This is a genomic window from Inquilinus sp., from assembly GCF_057815775.1.
On record NZ_JBYRFX010000305.1, the window covers coordinates 1 to 1,553 of the forward strand.

General features: G+C 68.7%; 2 protein-coding genes. Both read right to left on the reverse strand.

Going from position 1 to position 1,553, the window contains the following annotated elements:
- Positions 1–174: 174 nt before the first annotated feature.
- Positions 175–945, reverse strand: a complete 771-nt coding sequence (locus AC3XYG_RS10890) for an SDR family oxidoreductase (RefSeq protein ID WP_489139849.1) — start codon at positions 943–945, stop codon at positions 175–177.
- A partial coding sequence (locus AC3XYG_RS10895; protein WP_489139850.1) for a 5-deoxy-glucuronate isomerase occupies positions 942–1,553 on the reverse strand: 612 nt, incomplete at its 5' end. The genes AC3XYG_RS10890 and AC3XYG_RS10895, both read right to left, overlap by 4 nt.

Genomic DNA, 1,553 nt, shown 5'->3' on the forward strand with positions numbered 1-1,553 from the left:
CTCCTTGGTCTCTCAATTCGTCATCCCCGCGAAAGCGGGGATCTCCCAGCGCTTTGATCCGCAAGAGATTCCCGCTTTCGCGGGAATGACGGCCAAATGGAAAGTCGGTCTGAACAGGTTTCGTGGGCGGGAAAGGCAACGCAAAGGACGCCCGCTCTCCTGCCCTGGCCGCACCTACACCGAGGCGAGAAGGCCGCCATCGACGTAGATGATCTGGCCGTTGACGAAGTCGGAGGCGGTGGAGGCCAGGAACACGGCGGCGCCGCCCAGCTCGTCCGGATGGCCCCAGCGCGCGGCCGGGGTGCGGCGCCTGACGAAGGCGTCGAACTCCGGGTCGTCCATCAAAGCGCGGTTCAGCTCGGTGGCGAAATAGCCGGGGCCGATGCCGTTGACCTGGATGTTGTGCCGGGCGAATTCCACCGCGAGGTTGCGGGTCAGCATCTTCAAGGCGCCCTTGGCCGAGGCGTAGGGCGCGATGGTCGGCCGGCCCAGCTCGCTCATCAGCGAGCAGATGTTGATGATCTTGCCGGCCTGGCGCTCGACCATGCCCGGCAGCACCGCCTTGGCCGCCACGACGCTGCCGATCAGGTGGACGTCCAGGATCATCCGCCAATCCTCGAGCGCGAAGTCGAGGAACGGCTTGCGCAGCTGGACGCCGGCGTTGTTGACCAGGATGTCGATCGCGCCGACGGCCCCGGCCGCGTCCTGGATCGCCTTGGCCGCGGCCTCCGGGTCGGTCAGGTCGAACCGGGCGGCATGGGCGTCGATGCCCTCGTCGCGCAGCTTGCCGACCGTGGCGAGCAGCGGCCCCTCGTCCCGGCCGTTCAGGATCACGGTGGCGCCGTGGCGGCCGAGGGCGGCGGCGACGGCCAGGCCGAGCCCGCGGGACGAACCGGTGACCAGCGCCCGCTTGCCGGCCAGGTCGAACAGGGTGCCCGCGCTCACTTGAACTTGTCACGCATCGCCTGGATGCCCGGGATCTGGTCCATCAGATGGGCATGCGCCGGGTCGAAATGCTGCACCAGGCCGCGCTGGGTCTTGCCGACCATGACGGTGAAGATATAGGCGCGGTGGCCCGGCGAGGTGACGGTCGGGTGATAGCCGCGGTCGACCGTGAAGGTGTCGCCGTCGCGGGTCAGATAGGCCTTGGGGTCGCCCTCATCCTCATAGATCAGCTGCGCGCCGAAGCCGGTCGGCGGGTCGTAGCGGAAGTGGTACAGCTCGTCATGCGCGGTTTCCTGCACCCCGCCGGCGGTCGACACGTCGGTGTCGTGCTTGTGCGGCGGATAGCCGTTCCAGCAGCCATCATCGGCATAGAGCTCGCTGACCAGCAGCCGCCCGGTACGCCCCTGCCCGTTCTGGCCGAGGATGTGGAAGATGCGGCGGTGGCTGTGGGTGCCCAGCGACCCGACATCGACCATCGCCACCTCCTCCGGCGGGATGCGGAAGGCGGGGTGGCGCTCGGTGCTGATGCCGCCGCCGATCGCGACCTCGGCCGGGTCGTTGCCCGCGACGATGCGGATGGCGCTGCCGACCGGGGCGTAGACCGAATC